This is a genomic window from Pseudomonas sp. BN415 (assembly GCF_029871195.1).
In the GTDB taxonomy this organism is placed as follows: Bacteria; Pseudomonadota; Gammaproteobacteria; order Pseudomonadales; family Pseudomonadaceae; genus Metapseudomonas; species Metapseudomonas resinovorans.
In genome coordinates, this window is the sequence record NZ_SSOK01000004.1 from 60,574 (window position 1) to 79,066 (window position 18,493).

At 65.4% G+C, this 18,493-nt stretch carries 13 protein-coding genes; 8 read left to right on the forward strand and 5 right to left on the reverse strand.

The window, feature by feature from the left end:
- Nucleotides 1-52: 52 nt before the first annotated feature.
- From E8F20_RS00505 to E8F20_RS00515, 3 genes are all read right to left on the reverse strand, one after another.
- Nucleotides 53-631: a lysophospholipid acyltransferase family protein gene (locus tag E8F20_RS00505; protein WP_280281952.1), complete on the reverse strand. Its 579-nt coding sequence runs from the start codon at nt 629-631 to the stop codon at nt 53-55.
- 62 nt (nt 632-693) lie between these two features.
- A complete protein-coding gene (mutM, locus tag E8F20_RS00510; protein ID WP_137822331.1) occupies nt 694-1,506 on the reverse strand; it encodes a bifunctional DNA-formamidopyrimidine glycosylase/DNA-(apurinic or apyrimidinic site) lyase in 813 nt (270 codons plus the stop codon).
- 30 nt (nt 1,507-1,536) lie between these two features.
- On the reverse strand, nt 1,537-2,349 hold the full coding sequence (locus E8F20_RS00515) for an HDOD domain-containing protein (RefSeq protein ID WP_280282025.1): 813 nt from the start codon (nt 2,347-2,349) through the stop codon (nt 1,537-1,539).
- A 232-nt stretch (nt 2,350-2,581) separates the two neighbouring features.
- Between E8F20_RS00515 and E8F20_RS00520 the strand changes: the two genes are divergently transcribed.
- From E8F20_RS00520 to E8F20_RS00540, 5 genes are all read left to right on the forward strand, one after another.
- Entirely contained in the window at nt 2,582-3,778 is a 1,197-nt protein-coding gene (locus E8F20_RS00520) for a class I SAM-dependent rRNA methyltransferase (RefSeq protein WP_280281953.1), read from the forward strand.
- A 260-nt stretch (nt 3,779-4,038) separates the two neighbouring features.
- On the forward strand, nt 4,039-5,877 hold the full coding sequence (gene ilvD, locus E8F20_RS00525; RefSeq protein ID WP_280281954.1) for a dihydroxy-acid dehydratase: 1,839 nt from the start codon (nt 4,039-4,041) through the stop codon (nt 5,875-5,877).
- A gap of 301 nt (nt 5,878-6,178) precedes the next feature.
- The gene (locus tag E8F20_RS00530; RefSeq protein WP_280281955.1) at nt 6,179-7,558 is read left to right on the forward strand and encodes a nucleobase:cation symporter-2 family protein; all 1,380 of its coding nucleotides are present in this window, start codon (nt 6,179-6,181) and stop codon (nt 7,556-7,558) included.
- Nucleotides 7,559-7,597: 39 nt separating this feature from the next.
- Complete coding sequence (locus E8F20_RS00535) at nt 7,598-8,065, forward strand: metallophosphoesterase family protein (RefSeq protein ID WP_280281956.1); 468 nt, start codon at nt 7,598-7,600, stop codon at nt 8,063-8,065.
- 101 nt (nt 8,066-8,166) lie between these two features.
- Entirely contained in the window at nt 8,167-12,261 is a 4,095-nt protein-coding gene (locus tag E8F20_RS00540; protein ID WP_280281957.1) for a DEAD/DEAH box helicase, read from the forward strand.
- Between the two features lie 19 nt (nt 12,262-12,280).
- Here the strand turns inward: E8F20_RS00540 and E8F20_RS00545 are convergent, their stop codons facing one another.
- Nucleotides 12,281-12,793, reverse strand: coding sequence for a dihydrofolate reductase (locus E8F20_RS00545; protein ID WP_280281958.1), 513 nt, complete (start codon nt 12,791-12,793; stop codon nt 12,281-12,283).
- Nucleotides 12,794-13,088: 295 nt separating this feature from the next.
- On the opposite strand from E8F20_RS00545, the gene E8F20_RS00550 reads away from it, so the two are divergent.
- The 3 genes from E8F20_RS00550 to E8F20_RS00560 all read left to right on the forward strand — a co-directional run bounded on the left by E8F20_RS00550 (nt 13,089) and on the right by E8F20_RS00560 (nt 17,478).
- Nucleotides 13,089-14,624 (forward strand): nucleobase:cation symporter-2 family protein, encoded by a 1,536-nt coding sequence (locus tag E8F20_RS00550; protein WP_280281959.1) that lies wholly within the window; start codon nt 13,089-13,091, stop codon nt 14,622-14,624.
- A 96-nt stretch (nt 14,625-14,720) separates the two neighbouring features.
- Nucleotides 14,721-16,115, forward strand: coding sequence for a DUF2868 domain-containing protein (locus E8F20_RS00555; RefSeq protein ID WP_280281960.1), 1,395 nt, complete (start codon nt 14,721-14,723; stop codon nt 16,113-16,115).
- On the forward strand, nt 16,108-17,478 hold the full coding sequence (locus E8F20_RS00560) for a GTPase/DUF3482 domain-containing protein (protein ID WP_280281961.1): 1,371 nt from the start codon (nt 16,108-16,110) through the stop codon (nt 17,476-17,478). Before E8F20_RS00555 ends, E8F20_RS00560 begins: the two co-directional genes overlap by 8 nt.
- Nucleotides 17,479-17,492: 14 nt before the next feature.
- Here E8F20_RS00560 and E8F20_RS00565 read toward each other — a convergent pair whose 3' ends face one another.
- Entirely contained in the window at nt 17,493-18,491 is a 999-nt protein-coding gene (locus E8F20_RS00565; RefSeq protein ID WP_280281962.1) for a ribonuclease T(2), read from the reverse strand.
- Between the last annotated feature and the right edge of the window lie 2 nt (nt 18,492-18,493).

Below are 18,493 nucleotides of genomic sequence, written 5' to 3' on the forward strand. Positions count from 1 at the left end.
GGGTGTGCGGAAAACTATAACAGTGCATGGCGCATTGACGGCGTGACGGCCTTCAATCGCCATTGAAAGCGTAGTCGGGTTTTTTCGGCACGTACGGGCGATAGAAGGCCAGCAACTGGCGCAGATCGGCCTGCTCGTCGCCCGTGGGGTAGAACGGCTGGCCGAGCACTACCCGGCGGTTGGCGTAGTCCAGCGCAGCCGGAACTATGGGCACTCCGGCGCCGCAGGCGATGTGATAGAAGCCCATTTTCCAGCGATCGACCCGCTTGCGAGTGCCTTCCGGCGAGATCACCAGCATGAACTCGCGATTCTCACGGAAACGCTCCACGGCCTGATCCACCATGTTCAGCTTGAGGTGACGGCGGATCGGCACGCCGCCCCATCGCTGCATCAATCCAGCGAAAGGCCAGCGGAAGATGGTGTGCTTGCCGAACCAGCGCGCGTTGAGCCGCAGCACGAACTTGACCGCAAGGAAGATCACGAAATCCCAGTTGGAGGTGTGGTGGGCGCCGATCACCACAAACTTGTCGAGTGGTGGCAGGCGCCCTTCGATGCGCCACCCCATCAGGCGCAGCACGCCGTGGCCGATCGCTTCGGCAAAGGGATTGCGGGGCAGGTAGTTACCGTACATAGGACAGACTTCTTTCTTGTTCTAGGAATGCTCGACGCCGAGTCTGCCGACCCGGCGGGGGATTAGCGTTGGCAACGCGGACAGTAGACGCTGGCACGCTGGCCCAGACGGATTTCCCGCAGGGTCGAGCCGCAGCGCTTGCAGAATTCGCCCGCGCGGCCGTAGACGAACAGTTCCTGCTGGAAGTAGCCCGGCTTGCCGTCACCGCCGACGAAATCACGCAGCGTGGTGCCACCGCATTCGATGGCCTGGGCGAGGATGCGTTTGATCTCCACGGCCAGCGTCAGGTAGCGCGCCCGAGAGATGGAGCCGGCCTCGCGACGCGGGTCGATGCCGGCGGCGAACAGCGCCTCGCTGGCGTAGATGTTACCGACGCCCACCACCACCGCGTTGTCCATGATAAAGGGCTTCACCGCCATGCTGCGGCCACGGGACAGCTGGAACAGGCGCTCTCCGTCGAACAGATCGGTCAGGGGCTCCGGGCCCAGATGGCGCAGCAGCTCGTGGTTCAGCGGATCGTCGCTCCAGAGCAACGCGCCAAAGCGACGCGGATCGGTGTAGCGCAGCGCCATACCCGATTCCAGCTCGATATCCACATGCTCGTGCTTGGCCGCAGCCAGCCCGGCCTCCACCAGGCGCAGGCTGCCGGACATACCCAGGTGACTGATCAGGGTGCCGACCTCGGCCTCAAGCAGCAGGTACTTGGCGCGGCGTTCCACATGCAGGATGCGTTGGCCGGACAGGCGCACATCCAGGTCCTCGGGAATCGGCCAGCGCAGTCGACGCTCACGCACGATCACCCGGCTGACGCGCTGGCCTTCGAGGAAGGGCGCGATGCCACGGCGGGTGGTTTCGACTTCGGGTAATTCAGGCATCGATATCTCGGTTTCAGGCAGCGGGACGGCTCAGCTCGTCCCGAGCTCGCGGATGCTTTCCTTGAGGTTCTCGAAGTCGTACTCCGACAACCCCACGTAGTCCAGCACCTGGGAGCGGATGCTCATCCATTCGTAATCCTCGGCCTGATTGCCCAGCACCAGGTGCGACGCGCAGATGTGCTCGGCCATCTTGAGGATCGCCAGCAAGGTCTTGAGCGGCGCATCGCGGCCCGACTCGTCGGTGAAGATGGACAGCGCGTTGTGATGATTGGCGATCGCCTCGCAGAGATGCTCCGGCAAACGCCAGGACCGCGCGGTGAAGTAGCCAACCACCGCATGGTTGGTGTTCAGCAGGCGATTCTCGGTGTCCACCACGCGACGCTCCGGACCTGCGCTGGCATAGGCCTCTTCCAGCACCATCATGTAGTCGGGGAAGCGCTTGAGCATCAGCGGGATGCCGCAGTTGTGGAACAGCCCCAGGGCATAGGCCTCGTCGGCGGACTGGTAGCCGATGCGCTTGGCCAGGGTCAGGCACGTCATGGCCACGTCCTGGGCGGTATCCCAGAAGCGGTTCAGCGTGACGATGGCCTCATCGGTCATCTCGCCCTTGATCGACTGCGCGTTGATCAGGTTGATCACGGTGTTGCAGCCGAGCAGGTTGACCGCTTGCTGGATCGAGGCGATGCGATTGGTCAGGCCGAAGAAGGGCGAATTGACGATCTTCAGCAACGCGCCCGACAGGCCAGGGTCCTGGCTGATGAGGCGGGCGATGGACTTGAGGTCCGGCGAGGGCATGACCTGCTCCATTTGCAGGTCGACCATGATCTGCGGCTGCGGCGGCACACTGATGCCCTGCAGGACCTGACGGATCTGATCTGCGGAAAGTTCTTGAGCCATGGGGGATGAGAGTGAAGGTTGACCGAGTCGACAGTCTACCCGGTTGCACCAGCCGGTTGCGCGGGATTTCCAGCGATTTTCCGACCATCGTGCCAAGTGCCCCGAAGCGCCGCCGGGCGGACCCCGGAGCACATGCGGGCTAGGGTATAATCCTCGCCTTTTTTCCGGAGAGCGACACATGTCCCTGCCCAGCCTGCGCCTCAAAGCCAACGCCGATCGACGCCTGCGCGCCGGCCACCTGTGGGTCTACAGCAACGAAGTGGACGTGGTCGCCACCCCGCTGAACCTCTTCCAGCCAGGCGATCAGGCCATCCTCGAAGCCGCTGGCGGCAAGCCGCTGGGCGTGGTCGCGCTCTCACCGAACAACCTGATCTGCGCGCGCCTGGTGTCCCGCGATACCAAGCACACCCTGGACAAGTCCCTGCTGGTGCACCGCATCAATGTCGCCCTGAGCCTGCGCGAGCGCCTCTTCGACAAGCCCTTCTATCGCCTGGTCTATGGCGACTCCGATCTGCTCCCCGGCCTGGTGGTGGACCGCTTCGGCGATCACCTGGTGGTGCAACTCGCCTCCGCCGCCATGGAGCGGAACAAGGACGCCGTACTCGACGCCCTGGTGCAGGTCCTCAAGCCCCGCGGCGTGCTCTGGAAGAACGATTCCAGCGCCCGTGAAGCCGAAGGCCTGGAGCGTTACGTCGACACCGCCTTCGGCGTGGTGCCGGAGTGGGTTGCCCTCGAAGAGAACGGCGTGAAGTTCGAGGCCCCGGTAATGGAAGGCCAGAAGACCGGCTGGTTCTACGACCACCGCATGAACCGCGCCCGCCTGGCGCCCTACGTGAAGGGCAAGCGTGTGCTCGACCTGTTCAGCTACATCGGCGGCTGGGGCGTGCAGGCTGCGGCCTTCGGCGCTAGCGAAGTGTTCTGTGTCGACGCTTCCGGCTTCGCCCTCGATGGCGTGGAGCGCAATGCCACCCTCAACGGCGTGGCCGAGCAGGTCACCTGCGTGGAAGGCGATGTCTTCGAAGCCCTCAAAGAACTCAAAGCCGCCGAGGAGCGTTTCGACGTCGTGGTCGCCGACCCGCCGGCCTTCATCAAGCGCAAGAAAGACCTGAAGAACGGCGAGGCCGCCTACCGCCGCCTCAACGAGCAGGCCATGCGCCTCCTGAACAAGGACGGCATCCTGGTCAGCGCCTCCTGCTCCATGCACCTGCCGGAAGACGATCTGCAGAACATCCTCCTCAACAGCGCCCGCCACCTGGACCGCAACATCCAACTGCTGGAGCGCGGCGGCCAGGGCCCGGACCATCCGGTGCACCCGGCCATCGTCGAGACCCGCTACATCAAGAGCCTGACCTGCCGCCTGCTGCCCAACAGCTAAGCACCTCCGCTCGGCATTCGGGCCGGCCGCTGCGCCGGCCCGACCGCCAGCCTTTCCCTGCCGGCCGGGCCCGGCGTAGAATCGGGCGATTCCTCGCCAACCATCCTCCGGCGGGCCAGTGAGCCCCGGCCGAGCGAGCGGTGACCCCGCCCCGCCTTCCGGCCACCACCGACCGAATGGCCATCTGCCGTTTGCATCCGGTACGTTCCGCGCTCACGATGAGACTCTTACCGATACCTGATTAGCCGCAGGAACCCCTCATGCCTGATTACCGCTCGAAAACCTCTACCCACGGCCGCAACATGGCCGGCGCCCGTGCCCTGTGGCGCGCCACCGGGATGAAGGACGAGGACTTCAAGAAACCGATCATCGCCATCGCCAACTCCTTCACCCAGTTCGTGCCCGGCCACGTGCACCTGAAGGACCTGGGCCAGCTGGTCGCCCGCGAGATCGAAAAGCACGGCGGCGTGGCCAAGGAATTCAACACCATCGCCGTGGACGACGGTATCGCCATGGGCCACGACGGCATGCTCTATTCGCTGCCGAGCCGGGAGATCATCGCTGACTCCGTGGAATACATGGTCAACGCCCACTGCGCCGACGCCATCGTCTGCATCTCCAACTGCGACAAGATCACCCCCGGCATGCTGATGGCCGCCCTGCGCCTGAACATCCCGGTGGTCTTCGTCTCCGGCGGCCCGATGGAAGCCGGCAAGACCAAGCTGGCCAACCACGGCCTGGACCTGGTCGACGCCATGGTGGTGGCCGCCGACGACTCCTGCTCCGACGAAAAGGTCGCCGAGTACGAACGCAGCGCCTGCCCGACCTGCGGCTCCTGCTCCGGCATGTTCACCGCCAACTCGATGAACTGCCTGACCGAAGCCCTCGGCCTGTCGCTGCCGGGCAACGGCTCCACCCTGGCCACCCATGCCGACCGTGAGCAGCTGTTCCTGCGCGCCGGACGCCTGGCCGTCGAGCTGTGCCAGCGCTACTACGGCGAAGGCGACGACAGCGTGCTGCCGCGCAACATCGCCAACTTCAAGGCGTTCGAGAACGCCATGACCCTGGACATCGCCATGGGCGGCTCCACCAACACCATCCTGCACCTGCTGGCCGCCGCCCAGGAGGGCGAAGTCGCCTTCGACCTGCGCGATATTGATCGCCTGTCGCGCAAGGTGCCGCAGCTGTGCAAGGTGGCGCCGAACATCCAGAAGTACCACATGGAAGACGTGCACCGCGCCGGCGGCATTTTCTCCATCCTCGGCGAGCTGGCCCGTGGCGGCCTGCTGCACACCGAGGTGGCCACCGTGCACAGCCCGAGCATGGCCGACGCCATCGCCCAGTGGGACATCACCCAGACCCGCGACGAAGCCGTGCATACCTTCTTCAAGGCAGGCCCGGCCGGCATCCCGACCCAGGTCGCATTCAGCCAGTCCACCCGCTGGGACACCCTGGATGACGATCGCGCCGAAGGCTGCATCCGCAGCGTCGAGCACGCCTACTCCCAGGAAGGTGGCCTGGCGGTCCTGTACGGCAACATCGCCCTCGATGGCTGCGTGGTGAAGACCGCTGGCGTGGATGAGTCCATCCATGTCTTCGAAGGCACCGCGAAGATCTTCGAAAGCCAGGACAGCGCCGTGAAAGGCATCCTCGCCGACGAAGTGAAGGCCGGCGACATCGTGATCATCCGCTACGAAGGCCCGAAAGGTGGCCCGGGCATGCAGGAAATGCTGTACCCGACCAGCTACCTGAAGTCCAAGGGCCTGGGCAAGCAATGCGCCCTGCTCACCGACGGCCGCTTCTCCGGCGGCACCTCGGGCCTGTCCATCGGCCACGCCTCTCCGGAAGCCGCCGCAGGCGGCGCCATCGGCCTGGTGCGGGACGGCGACAAGGTGCTGATCGACATCCCCAACCGCAGCATCAACCTGCTGGTGTCCGATGAAGAGCTGGCGACTCGCCGCGCCGAGCAGGACAAGAAAGGCTGGAAACCCGCCGCCCCGCGCGCGCGCAAGGTAACCACCGCCCTCAAGGCCTACGCCCTGCTCGCCACCAGCGCCGACAAGGGCGCGGTGCGTGACAAGGCGATGCTCGACGACTGATCGTTCGCGATACACGGAAAGCCCGGTCTTGTGCCGGGCTTTCTGCTTTTCGTGGGGACGCTTTCAATCGCCAATGGGCGTTAGCTGTTGCGAGAGATTTACCATCGGGCCAAGAACCCTGCAGGAGCTGGCTTGCCAGCGAAACGGGGCCATTCGCTGGCAAGCCAGCTCCTACGGCCAATGCATCTGCTTGAAACACGTCATGCAGACTTAGCCAATGAATTCCCCCCACAAGACCCAGCCTCCCTCACCAAACCTGACCATTCGGGTAGAATCGCCGCTTTTTTTGCGGTCGATCGCCATGACTTCACTGGAAAAGCCCCCCATCACCGAAGCTCGCAACGAGCTGCTCTACGGTCTGGAAGACAAGCCGCGTCCGCTGGCTGCCCTGCTGGCGGCGTTGCAGCACCTGCTGGCCATCATCGTTCCCATCGTCACGCCCGGCCTGCTGATCTGCCAGGCGCTCGGCGAGTCGGCGCGGGATACCAACCTGATCGTCTCCATGTCCCTTGTGGTCTCCGGCATCGCCACCTTCGTGCAGTGCAAGCGCTTCGGCCCGTTCGGGGCCGGTTTGCTCATCGTCCAGGGCACCAGCTTCAATTTCGTTGGCCCGCTGATTGCCGGTGGCGCCCTGATGGTCAAGCAAGGCACCCCGGTGGAAGCGGTGATGGCTGCCATCTTCGGCGTCGTGATGGCCGGGGCCTTCGTCGAGATGGGTATTTCCCGCGTGCTGCCCTTCGTCAAGCGACTGATCAACCCGCTGGTGACCGGCATCGTGGTGCTGATGATCGGCCTGACCCTGATCAAGGTGGGCCTGATCAGCATGGGCGGTGGCTTCGGCGCCATGGCCAACGGCACCTTCGCCAATGGCGAGAACCTGCTGTTGTCCGGCACCGTGCTGGGAGTGATCCTGCTGCTCAACCGCATCCCACTGGTGTGGATGCGCAGCTGCGCCATCGTCATCGCCCTGCTCGCAGGCTATGCCCTGGCCGCCTGGCTTGGCCGGCTTGACTTCAGCGGACTGCATGACGCGCCGTTGGTTCAGGTCCCGGTACCGTTGCATTTCGGCCTGGGCTTCTCCTGGTCGCTGCTCGTGCCAATGCTGGTGATCTACCTGGTGACCTCACTGGAAGCCATCGGTGACGTCACCGCCACCAGCAAGGTCTCGCGCCAGCCGGTAGAAGGCCCGCTGTGGATGCAGCGGATCAAGGGCGGTGTACTGGTGAACGGCGCCAATTCGCTGCTGGCCGGCCTGTTCAACACCTTCCCCAGCTCGGTGTTCGCGCAGAACAACGGCGTTATTCAGCTGACCGGCATCGCCAGCCGCCACATCGGACTGTGGATCGCCCTGATGCTGGTGCTGCTCGGCCTGTTCCCGGCGGTAGCCGGCGTACTCCAGGCCATTCCCGAGCCGGTGCTCGGCGGCGCCGCCATGGTGATGTTCGGTGCCGTGGCCGCCTCGGGCATCAACATTCTCGCCGGCACCACCCTGGACCGCCGTGCGCTGCTGATCATCGCCGTGTCCCTGGCCCTGGGGCTGGGCGTGTCCCAAGTGCCGGAGTTCCTTGCGCACATGCCAGCGGCGTTGCGCAACATCCTCGAGTCCGGCGTGGCCACGGGCGGCCTCTGTGCCCTGCTGCTGAACTGGTTCCTGCCGGATACCCCGGCGCAGCCCCGCTAAGTGGCAGAATGTGCCCTGTCTCCTGGCAGGGCACACTTCATGACCGTCCTTCGAATCGGCCTGATCTCCGACACTCACGGCCTCCTCCGTCCCCAGGCCCTCGCGGCGCTTGCCGGCTGCGACGGCATTCTCCACGCCGGTGACATCGGCAAACCCGAGATCCTCGAATCCCTCGCCCAACTGGCACCGCTGACCGCCGTGCGCGGCAACAACGACCGCGACGCCTGGGCGGACGGCATTCGCGACGCGGAAGAGCTGCGCCTGGGGGGCGTGGGCATCTACCTGGTGCACGACCAGGCGGACATCCCTGTCGATCTCGCCGAACGCGGCTTCAAGGTCGTAGTCACCGGGCACTCCCACAAGCCACTGATCGTCGAGCGCGATGGACTGCTGCACATCAACCCCGGCAGTGCCGGGCCGCGACGCTTCAAGCTGCCGGTATCGGTGGGGTTTCTCCATATACAGGCGCGGGGGGTGAAAGCAGAGCTACTGGAGCTCGTGCCCTGAGCGCTCACATCGGCGCGTCGCCTGGAAAGGCCACCCCTGTCCGTTGAAATCCGCGCCAAACTGCCTGACCATGCCCGCCGGGCTCAGGCTTCAGGTTGCTCATGAACACCCCCATGCTGGACATCGACTCCCTACCGCACTCCGGTCAGGCACTCCTCTATGCGCTGGCCACAGCCTTCGGCGGCAAAGGCAAGACCGCTCTGCTCAAACTGCTGCAGATGCGCAATGTGACGACTACTGGCGGCTGGCCAATTTCCAGTGAACACATGCCGGACCTGCTGGACCCCCTTGAGCAACTGGGCTGGATCTACCACGAAGAGCTTCCCCGGGGTCGCTTCAATAATCTGGCGCAAGAGCAGCGCAACCGCGTCCTGCTGCACCTCATGCAATCCCCCCATGCGACGAGCTGGCTGGCCACGCTGAAAGCAAGCCTGCCTAGCCGCGACACCTGGCAAGTTCCCAGCAAGAACCAGGCACAACAGGAGCTCTGGCTGAACCTGCTCAGCGGGGATGCCAGTGCGATGCTGAATTCGTTTCAGCTGCTGTCCCGCCTACTCCCCCTGAATCAACTGCAGGCTATCCACCCCATGCACCAGCTGGGAGCGGATCATTGGGGCAAGCAGCTGTTCGACCGTCTTGATGGGTGGATCCGCGAGCTCCTGCTGGAAGACTACCTCGATCTCTGCAATGTCCATCTCGTGCCAACGCAACCTGCCTACGAATGGGCGCTGGAGGCGATCCAGCACCTGCAGGAGGAAGGTGAACTGCATCTGCAACTCCTGCTGCAGGCGCTCTGGCGCGGCGACTGGCAACGCATGGAAAGCCTGGGCGCGCATGGATACAACCTGTTCCGCGAGGTCATCCGCAGCTTGCTGAACGGTAACGTCCAGCGCTCTCTGGAACTCGTCCGGGAATGGCTCGCCGGCGTGCGCAAGCAGTCCGGACAGCGCAAACTCGACCTGCCTCCTGTCCTCAACCACCTCTACTGCCTGGCCCTGATCGGCGCCTACGAGCCCGGACACAGGGTCGCGCTCAAGCAAACACTGGCAACGGGCGTGAAGAATAATTACGGCCGCGCCTACCCGATCCTCCAGGAGCTCTTCGAACGGCTCCAGGGCAACTCGCACCGGAAGTCGACGCTCTTCATTCCCACGGAGCTCAACGGGTTTGACAGCCTGATGCTGGCCCTGGGGCTGTACTGGCTAGACGCACCCGAAGCACGCGCGCCCGCATGGCGCCAGCGTCTTGAGGACTATCGCAGGACGCTCGGTGACGCCGGCTATCTGTGGCTGGCCGCCGAGTTCGACGCATTGCTGGAAGCACAGTTCGGCCTGCCACGCACCCTTGGCCATGTGCACAAGGACGCGGCCCTTCGCCCCCTGCTGAAGCTCCATGAACGCCGGGAAGCCTGGCAGCAGGCGCTGCAGGCCCTGAGCCAACTCAAGCCCAGATCCGGCGACAAGGCTGCCCCGGCAAAAAGTGCGCGCTTGGCCTGGCTCATCAACCTGGACCGTTACATGGCTCGCGTCGAGCCCCGAGAGCAAAAGCTCAGCGCCAAGGGCCAGTGGAGCAAAGGACGGGTCGTCGCGTTGCAACGCCTGGCAGAGGAAGGCGATTCCATCGACTTTCTCAATGAGCAGGACCGCCAGGCCATTCGCAAGATCCAAGTCTGCGCAAACTACTACAGCGACCGCTACGAGCTGCCTACAGATTTGGCCCTGCCGGCACTGGTGGGCCATCCAGCGCTGTTCTGGATGGACAGGCCCGATGTACGCCTCGAACTGGTGGCCGGACAACCCGGACTGCACCTTCAGGTCGAAGGCGAGTGCATCCAGCTGCGGCTTGCGCCTGAGAGCCTCGTCGCCAACAGCAACCTGGTGATCGAAAAGGAAACCCCGACCCGCGTGCTCGTCTACCCGATCAGCCCGGAGCTGAGGCAGATCGCCGCTATCGTTGGCGATGGCCTGAGCATGCCCCAATCGGCCAAAGCGCAGCTGATCGAGGCCATGGGTGCGATCGCCCCGTTGTTGCCGATCCACTCCGAGATCCCGGAACTGGCCGCACATCTGGAGACGGTGCCTGCGGATGTGCGGCTGTATGCCCATCTGCTGCCGCTGGAAACCGGACTGCGCCTGCAGCTGCTGGTGCGGCCACTGGCCGAAGGCGGCTGGTTCCGCCCTGGCCAAGGGAGTCGCAACCTGCTCGGTGAACGCGACGGCAAGGCTGTGCAGGTCTGTCGCGACTTGCCGGCAGAACGCCAACTGCTGGAGCGTGTACTGAGCGCCTGCCCTGGGCTGGCCAGGGCCGAGAGCGATGGTCGGGAATGGCAACTGCAGCATCCCGAGGACGCCTTGCAGGTCCTCTGCGAGCTGCAGGCCCTGGACGACGAGTGGTTGCAGTGCGTGTGGCCGGAAGGTGAGCGCATGCGCATCAAGGCCCGTCCCGGCCTGAGCCAATTGCGCCTGGGCCTGAAGCAGCAAGGGGACTGGTTCATGCTGCAGGGCGGGATCACTCTGGATGATGGCAAGGTGCTGCAACTGCGGCAGTTGCTGGACCTGCTCAAGGCCTCGCCCGGGCGCTTCATCCGGCTTGACGACCGCGACTGGCTGGCCTTGAGCGACAACCTGCGCAAGCACCTGGAAGATTTGGGGCAACTGGCCGAGCGAGTCACTGACCGTGGCCTGCAACTCAGCACACTAAGCGCCCCGCTGCTGGAAACCCTGGCCAACGAGGCAGGCGCCTTCGAGGCCGACAAACGCTGGCAGGAGCACCTGGAGCGCCTCGCTTCGATGCGCCGCCACCAGCCGCAGGTACCGCAGACCCTGCGAGCCCAGCTGCGCGACTATCAGCAGGAAGGCTTCTGCTGGCTATCCCGCCTGGCGCATTGGGGCGTCGGCGCCTGTCTGGCGGACGACATGGGCCTCGGCAAGACCATCCAGATCCTGGCGCTACTGCTTGAGCGGGCGGCGCAAGGCCCCCAACTGGTCGTCGCCCCCACGTCGGTGACCCTCAACTGGCGGGCGGAATGTACCCGCTTCGCCCCCACCCTCAGAGCACGCCTCTACCACGAGACGCGCAGCCTGGAGGACCTCGGCCCCATGGACCTGGTGATCGTCAGCTACGGCTTGCTGCAGCAGGATAGCGACGCCTTCACCGCGCGCCACTGGACCAGCGCGGTGCTCGATGAGGCACAGGCGATCAAGAACGCCCAGACCAAGCGCTCCCAGGCGGCCATGGCCCTGCAGGCGGATTTCCGCATGGTTGCCACCGGCACTCCGCTGGAAAACCATCTGGGCGAACTCTGGAACCTGTTCCGCTTCATCAACCCGGGCCTTCTCGGTAGCCAGGAAAGCTTCTCGGCGCGCTTCACCACCCCCATCGAACAAGGTGATGCAGCCGCACGCAGGGCCCTCAGGAACCTGATCCAACCCTTCATCCTGCGTCGCCTGAAGAGCCAGGTACTGGACGAGCTTCCACCCCGAACCGAGATCACCTACCGGGTGCCGCTCTCTACAGAAGAGGCGCACCTGTACGAGGCATTACGCCAACAGGCACTGGACAGCGTCAGCCAGCTCGATTCGAACGCCAGTCGCCCCCTGCAGGTGCTCGCAGAGATCACCCGCCTGCGGCGTTTCTGCTGCCATCCCTCGCTATCAGTGCCCGGCAGCCCGCTAGCGGGGAGCAAGCTGCAAGCCTTCGCGGAAATCGCCGACGAGCTGCTGGAGAATGGTCACAAGGCACTGGTGTTCAGCCAATTCGTCGACCATCTGGAGATCGTTCGCGCCTGGCTCGAACAGAAAGGCATGCACTACCAGTACCTCGATGGCGCCACACCGACCAAGGAGCGCCAGAAGCGCATCGACGCCTTCCAGGCCGGCAACGGGGACCTCTTCCTCATCAGCCTCAAGGCCGGTGGCAGTGGATTAAACCTGACGGCGGCCGACTATGTGATCCACCTCGACCCCTGGTGGAACCCGGCCGTCGAGGACCAGGCCAGCGACCGAGCCCACCGCATGGGCCAGCAGCGGCCGGTCACCATCTACCGCCTGGTGACCGAGAACACGATCGAAGAGCAGATCGTTGCCCTGCACCAGAAGAAGCGCGAGCTGGCGGACAGCTTGCTGGAGGGCGGTGAGCTGAGCGCCCGAATGGATGCAGACGCCTTGTTACGCCTGCTGCGCGGCGAGACGGACTGAGCCTGCCGGCAGCCTTGACTCAACGCCTCTCCCACACCTCGAAGGCGTAGGCGGGCGTGTCGGTCGTCGCCTCGTGCTCGATGCTGGAAGCCAGGCGCCAGTCCTGCTGCGACACTTCAGGGAAGTGAGCATCGCCTTCCGGGGCCAGCTCCACGCGGGTCAGGTAGAGGCGATCGGCCTGGGCCAAGCCCTCGGCGTACAGCTGGGCGCCGCCGATCAGCATCAGCTCCTCGGCCTCTTCCTCGCGCGCCCAGGCGGCAGCGCGTTCGATTGCGGCTTCCAGGCTGGGGAAGACTTCCGCTCCCTCCAGCACCAGTCCGCGCTGGCGGCTGACCACCAGATTGAGCCGGCCAGGCAGTGGGCGGCCGAGGGAGTCCCAGGTCTTGCGGCCCATGATGATCGGCTTGCCGAGGGTCATGGCCTTGAAGTGCTTGAGGTCCGCCGGCAAGTGCCAGGGCAGTTGGTTATCACGACCGATCACGCGGTTCTGTGCGAGGGCGGCGATCAGGCAGAGGGGCAGGGTCTTGTTCATGGCGGCGAGGATACCGACTGCCGCCTGCGAGAGAAAGCCAACGGAGGATGGGCGCCGGCCGCTGCACGATTGGATATCACGACTCCCGTCCGGCCCCTCCACCATCGCCATTCGTCGACAGGCGATAAACTGACCATAAGGTCAGGAACGTGTTTTCCATATTTCGCAGAAGTAGACCGCTAAACCGAGGAGTTAGGCGAAAAAGGCTGCACAAAAAATTGTATACAAAGCACTAGTCAATAGGCTTAGTAATTGTCTACAGTTGCCAGCACAATAACAAAACCGAGAGCCCACCATGACAGTCCCATCCGCAAGTCCGTCTCCGGTGCAACGCCCGGAAGACGAAAACCTCGGCATTGGAGCCAACTTCGCCTACGGTCTGCAGCATGTGCTGACCATGTATGGCGGCATTGTCGCGGTACCCCTGATCATCGGCCAGGCTGCCGGGCTGTCGCCCGCAGACATCGGCCTATTGATCGCTGCCTCCCTGTTCGCCGGTGGCCTGGCCACCCTGCTACAAACCATCGGCCTGCCCTTATTCGGCTGTCAGCTACCCCTGGTGCAAGGCGTGTCCTTCGCCGGCGTAGCGACCATGATCGCCATCATCGGCAGCGACGGCGCCGGCGGCATCCCCGCCGTCCTTGGTGCCGTGATCGCGGCCTCGCTGATCGGCCTGCTGATCACCCCGGTGTTCTCGCGGATCACCAAGTTCTTCCCGCCGCTGGTGACCGGCATCGTGATTACCACCATCGGCCTCACCCTGATGCCTGTCGCGGCACGCTGGGCGATGGGCGGCAATAGCCAGTCGCCGGAGTTCGGCAGCATGGCCAACGTCAGCCTGGCCGCCTTCACCCTGGCGACCGTGCTGCTGCTGAGTAAGCTGGGCAGCTCGAGCATCTCGCGCCTGTCGATCCTGCTGGCCATGGTCATCGGTACCGTGGTGGCCGTGTTCTTCGGCATGGCGGACTTCTCCAATGTGCTCGAAGGCCCGCTGGTAGCCCTGCCCACGCCGCTGCACTTCGGCATGCCGGAGTTCCATATCGCGGCAATCCTGTCGATGCTGATCGTGATCATCGTGACCCTGGTGGAAACCTCGGCGGACATCCTCGCCGTCGGCGAAATCATCGGTACCAAGGTCGACTCCAAGCGACTGGGCAACGGCCTGCGCGCCGACATGATCTCCAGCTCCCTGGCGCCGCTGTTCGGTTCCTTCACCCAGAGCGCCTTCGCCCAGAACGTGGGCCTGGTGGCCGTAACCGGTGTGAAGAGCCGCTACGTGGTGGCCACGGCGGGCCTGATCCTGGTCACCCTCGGCCTGCTGCCGGTGATGGGCCGCCTGATCGCCGCCGTGCCTACCTCGGTTCTGGGTGGCGCGGGCGTGGTGCTGTTCGGCACCGTGGCTGCCTCCGGTATCCGCACCCTGGCGCAGGTGGACTACCGCAACAACATGAACCTGATCATCGTCGCCACCTCGATCGGCTTCGGCATGATCCCGATTGCCGCGCCGACCTTCTACCACCACTTCCCGGCCTGGTTCGAAACCATCTTCCACTCCGGCATCAGCTCGGCCGCCATCATGGCTATCGCACTGAACCTCATCTTCAACCACTTGAAAGCCGGCAATTCAGACCAGCAGTCGGTGTTCGTCGCCGCCAGCGAGCGCACTCTGCGCTACCAGGACATCGCCGCCCTGCACGAGGGTGACTATTTCCGCGACGGCAAGCTGTATGACTGCGACGGCAACGAGGTCAAGGTAACCGGCCAGGATGACCACCACGACTCGCCACCCACACCGAGAGTGAAGGTAGCGGCCAGCTCCCACAGCCATTGACCAGAAAGGCCGGCGCCCAGCGCCGGCCTTTCTCTTGATGAAGGGGGCGCCCGCAGCGGCTATCCTCACGGCTCACCCTTGGCCAAGAGGCCCTTCGTGAGCGATACCAGCCCTACCTCCACCTCCCTTTCCCGCCTCGATCAACTCTGGCTGACCGAGGCCATCCGCCTGCGTGAAGAACATGCCGGCCCACTCGAAGATGCCGAAGCCAATCGTTGCGCCAATGCCGCCGGCGGCGACCTGGGACAACGTATCCAGGCCCGCGCCCTCTGGCTGGCCCAGCGCGACGGTCAAGCACAGGCGCTGCAGCATTGGCGCCAGGGTGCCCGGCTCGCCGCCCTGCTGCTGGTGGTGCTAGCGCTGGTCAGCGGTACCGGAGCGGCCTTTGCCGCCTTGGGTGACGGCCAACGTCCGGTCAACCTGTTCTGGGCCCTGGGCACCCTGCTCGGACTGCACCTACTGACGCTATTGGGCTGGGCCTTGTCTTTCGGCCTCGGCAGCAGCGCCAGCGCGCTTGGCCGTCTCTGGCTCTGGACGAGCGGCAAGCTGGCTCGCGATGCACAAGCCGCACACCTGGCCCCGGCCCTGCTCCTGCTGCTGCAGCGCCAGGGACTGACCCGTTGGGGCCTGGGCGCGCTGGTCCATGGCGCCTGGCTGCTGGCACTGGGCAGCGCCCTGATGGTCCTGCTGCTACTGCTCGCCACCCGTCGTTACGGTTTCGTCTGGGAAACCACCATCCTCGGCAGCGACACCTTCGTCTTCCTCACCCAGGCGCTGGGCGCCCTGCCCGGCCTGTTGGGATTCAGCCTGCCGGATGCCGAAACCATCCGCGCGAGCAGCAGCGTGGTCGGCGCGGAGCCTGCACGCCAGGCCTGGTCGGGCTGGCTGCTGGGCGTCACCTTCACCTACGGCCTGCTGCCACGCTTGCTGCTCGCGCTGTTCTGCCTGTGGCGCTGGACGCAGGGGCGCGCGCGCCTGAATCTGGATCTCGGCCTGCCCGGTTACAGCTTGCTGCGCGAGCGCCTGCAGCCGGCCAGCGAGCGCCTGGGCGTCTTCGATGCGGCGCCTGCCGAACTGATGGAGCCTCGGGCGGGAAACCTGAATGGCGCGAGCCAGGGCGCTCTGCTGGTGGCCATCGAACTGGATGACCGCCGCCCCTGGCCGCCGGCCCTGCCCAAGGGTGTAGGCGATGCCGGCGTGCTGGACAGCCGTGAGCAACGCCAGCGTCTGCTGGACCAACTCAGCCGCTTCCCGCCGGAGCGCCTGGCGGTGGCCTGCGACCCGCGTCGGTCGCCGGACCGCGGCACCCTGGCACTGATCGGTGAACTGGCGCGCAGCGCCGGGCAAACCCGGGTCTGGCTGCTGCCCCCACCATCCGGCGAAGCCCTCGACAGCCAGCGCCTGGAGGACTGGCACCAGGCGCTCGATAACCTGGCCCTGCCGCATACCCAAGGGGCGCCGATGAACTGGCTGGAGACCGGGCATGACTAAGCCGCTGAAGTTGGCCGTGGTCGGCCATACCAACGTGGGCAAGACCTCGCTGCTGCGCACGCTGCTGCGCGACCGCGCGTTTGGCGAGGTATCCCATCGCCCCAGCACCACGCGCCATGTGGAAGGTGCGCGGCTGTCGGTGGAGGGCCAACCGCTGCTGGAGCTCTACGACACCCCCGGCCTGGAAGACGCCATCGCCCTGCTGGACCACCTGGAGCGCTTGGAACGCCCTGGTGAGCGCCTGGATGGCCCCGCCCGACTCGCCCGCTTCCTCGATGGCAGCGAGGCGCGCCAACGCTTCGAACAGGAGGCCAAGGTGCTGCGGCAACTGATGGCCTCCGACGCCGGGCTCTATGTGATCGATGCCCGCGAGCCGGTGCTGGCCAAATACCGCGATGAGCTGGCGGTGCTCGCCATGTGCGGTCGCCCCTTGTTACCCGTGCTGAACTTCGTCGCCGTCCAAGGCCACCGCGAAGCGGATTGGCGTGAGGCCCTGGCCCGCCTCGGCCTGCACGCCCTGGTGCGCTTCGACAGTGTGGCGCCGCCGCTGGATGGCGAGCAGCGGCTCTATGACAGCCTGGCCCTGCTGCTGGAGCGAGCCCGCCCGCAGCTGCAGCGACTGGTGGACGACCATCAGGCACAGCGTCGCCTGCGCCTGGAGACCGGCAGCCGGATGATCGCGGAGCTGCTGCTGGACGTGGCGGCCTGCCGGCGCAGCGTGCCAGCGCAGGACGCCGCCCTGCAGGCCGCTACCGAGGCGCTGCGCCAGCAGGTGCGCCAGCGCGAGCAACGCTGTGTGGAGGCCCTGCTGCGGCTCTACGCCTTTGGCCAGGATGACGCCTCCGCCAGCGAACTACCTCTGCTGGGAGGACGCTGGGGTGACGACCTGTTCAACCCGGAAACCCTCAAGCAGCTTGGCGTGCGCCTGGGCGGTGGCATGGCGGCTGGTGCGGCGGCCGGCGCGGGTGTCGACCTGCTGGTGGGCGGTCTCACGCTCGGTGCGGCGGCAGCGCTGGGCGCCCTGGCTGGTGGCGCCTGGCAGACCTTCGGCCATTACGGCGAACGCCTGTTGGGCAAGATCAAGGGACAGCGAGAGCTGACGGTGGACGACGCGATCCTGCGTCTCCTCGCCCTTCGTCAGCGCAAGCTTCTGGCAGCACTGGATGCGCGGGGGCACGCTGCGTTCGAAGCCGTGCACATCGATACGCCAGAAGAGAAACAGTGGCGAGAAGGCAAGCTGCCAGCCGTGCTGGCCAAAGCACGCGCCCATCCAGAATGGTCGTCGCTGAATCCTGGCGCAGAGCTGGAGCAGGCGGAGCGCCAGGGTTGGGTCGCTGCCCTGGCGGAAGGCTTGCGGCCCTGAAATCGGGCCGGCGGTCAGCGGCCGCCAGCCTCGATCAGGATGCGGTCGGCGCTGCACTCGCTGCGGTCACGCGCGCGACGCTCGGCGAACTGGCCATCGACCACCCCGACCAGGCTGTCAGCCTGCTTCAGCTCACGAGGCAGCGAGACGCGAATTTCCTGCAGGTACTTGCCGCTGCAGATGAGCAGGACGTTGTTCTGCGCATCGCGGCTGCCGAAGTCCTGTTCCACGCGTTCGTAGAAGGCGCGCCTCGAAATGGCACCACCGATGTTGGCGACGATGTACTGGCCCGCCGCCGACTGGTCGAGCTGCCGCACCAGGTCCACCGCGCGGCGGAAGTAGGCGTCGTCGTCCATCTGGGTCTGGCAGATGCCGTGTTTGTCCCACTGGTAACGGCCGAAGCTGGTGCCGTAGCGGAAGTTCGGCATCCACGGACGGACGTAGGCCAGTGTGTCGCCGCTGAGCTTCATCTCTGGCCCGGCGCAGCGGCCGTAGTCCTTACCGCAAGCCTGGCGGTTGGGCCAAAGGCCATGCAGGGTCAGGTGGGAGATTTGCAGCTCACCGGAATTCAGGCCTTCGCACTCAGGCTTCTTGCCGTTGTAGCGGGCATGTTCACAAAAGCCCGGCTGCCAGGTGGCGGCCAACACGTAGCTGTCGTGCTGGTCCGGCACGTTGCAGGCGCCAGCGCTCTCTCCGGAGGCGGCAGCCTTGCCGGTATTGAACGCAAGCCCTTCGGCCGAGCCGCAGTCGGCAGACACCCAGCGCAACGGCGTGTCACTGCCCGGAACGCGGATTCGCAGCCAGTCGTACTCGCGCTTGTTCACCTCCACCACCTCGTAACGCTGGCCCGGCTGCACCTTGAAGTCGTCCGGGTTGGTCTGTTTGCGGATGGACTGGAAGGCTTCGCAACGCTGGCTGGCCACGAAGCTGCCCTGGGCAGGCTCGGCCCAGGCGGAAACGCTCGACCATACGCCGACAAGGCCGGCGAGCAGTGCCGCAAAGGGGGCTTTCATGG

Bases quoted from the DNA above. Each gene is read 5' to 3' on its own strand.
- ilvD (WP_280281954.1), top strand. From the start codon at position 4,039: ATGCCTGATTACCGCTCGAAAACCTCTACCCACGGCCGCAACATGGCC.
- E8F20_RS00565 (WP_280281962.1), bottom strand. From the start codon at position 18,491: ATGAAAGCCCCCTTTGCGGCACTGCTCGCCGGCCTTGTCGGCGTATGG.
- E8F20_RS00560 (WP_280281961.1), top strand. From the start codon at position 16,108: ATGACTAAGCCGCTGAAGTTGGCCGTGGTCGGCCATACCAACGTGGGC.
- E8F20_RS00540 (WP_280281957.1), top strand. From the start codon at position 8,167: ATGAACACCCCCATGCTGGACATCGACTCCCTACCGCACTCCGGTCAG.
- E8F20_RS00520 (WP_280281953.1), top strand. From the start codon at position 2,582: ATGTCCCTGCCCAGCCTGCGCCTCAAAGCCAACGCCGATCGACGCCTG.
- E8F20_RS00545 (WP_280281958.1), bottom strand. From the start codon at position 12,793: ATGAACAAGACCCTGCCCCTCTGCCTGATCGCCGCCCTCGCACAGAAC.
- E8F20_RS00535 (WP_280281956.1), top strand. From the start codon at position 7,598: ATGACCGTCCTTCGAATCGGCCTGATCTCCGACACTCACGGCCTCCTC.
- mutM (WP_137822331.1), bottom strand. From the start codon at position 1,506: ATGCCTGAATTACCCGAAGTCGAAACCACCCGCCGTGGCATCGCGCCC.
- E8F20_RS00550 (WP_280281959.1), top strand. From the start codon at position 13,089: ATGACAGTCCCATCCGCAAGTCCGTCTCCGGTGCAACGCCCGGAAGAC.
- E8F20_RS00505 (WP_280281952.1), bottom strand. From the start codon at position 631: ATGTACGGTAACTACCTGCCCCGCAATCCCTTTGCCGAAGCGATCGGC.
- E8F20_RS00530 (WP_280281955.1), top strand. From the start codon at position 6,179: ATGACTTCACTGGAAAAGCCCCCCATCACCGAAGCTCGCAACGAGCTG.